Genomic DNA, 561 nt, shown 5'->3' on the forward strand with positions numbered 1-561 from the left:
GTTCGCGCACGGAGCGCGGGAAGTGTTCACGAGAACGGGTCAGGAGTGTTCGACCTTGGAGCGGAACTCGTGGGGCGGCATCGCGGTGAGGACGACGTCGGTGGTGGCGCGAGCTGTTGCCGAGCGCGGGAAGCCGAGCATCGCGCCGAGTTCGCCGAAGTACTGACCCGGGACGAGCCGAGCGAGGTGTTCCTCGCCGCCGTCGATCAGCTCGCGGAAGATCTCGACCTCTCCGGACTCGATCACGAACACGTACTCCGGCGGATCCTCCTGACGGAACACGACGCTTCCCGCCTCGAACCGGACGTCGTGCGCGCCACGATCGGGCTCGATCCCGTCCGGAGTCATCCGAACCACTCGATCGGCGACGGGGATCAGTCGCGCGTCGTGCGTGGACACGACGATCACGCGACCCTGGGATCGCAACTCGCGGAACAGTCGGATCACACCTTCGGCTTGGATGTGGTCGAGATTGGCGGTCGGCTCGTCGGCGATCAGCAGCTCGGGATCGGTGACCAACCCCCGCGCCACCGCGACGCGCTGCTGCTGTCCGCCGGAGAG

The 561-nt window shown here is 67.2% G+C and carries 1 protein-coding gene; it reads right to left on the minus strand.

Annotation, left to right across the window (positions count from 1 at the left end; translation table 11 throughout):
- Positions 1 to 39: 39 nt before the first annotated feature.
- Positions 40 to 561 (minus strand): cyclic nucleotide-binding domain-containing protein (locus ON45_RS23955; RefSeq protein ID WP_040496770.1); only part of this gene is annotated, 522 nt, incomplete at its 5' end.

It is taken from the genome of Ilumatobacter nonamiensis YM16-303, from assembly GCF_000350145.1.
GTDB classification, from domain to species: Bacteria; Actinomycetota; Acidimicrobiia; order Acidimicrobiales; family Ilumatobacteraceae; genus Ilumatobacter_A; species Ilumatobacter_A nonamiensis.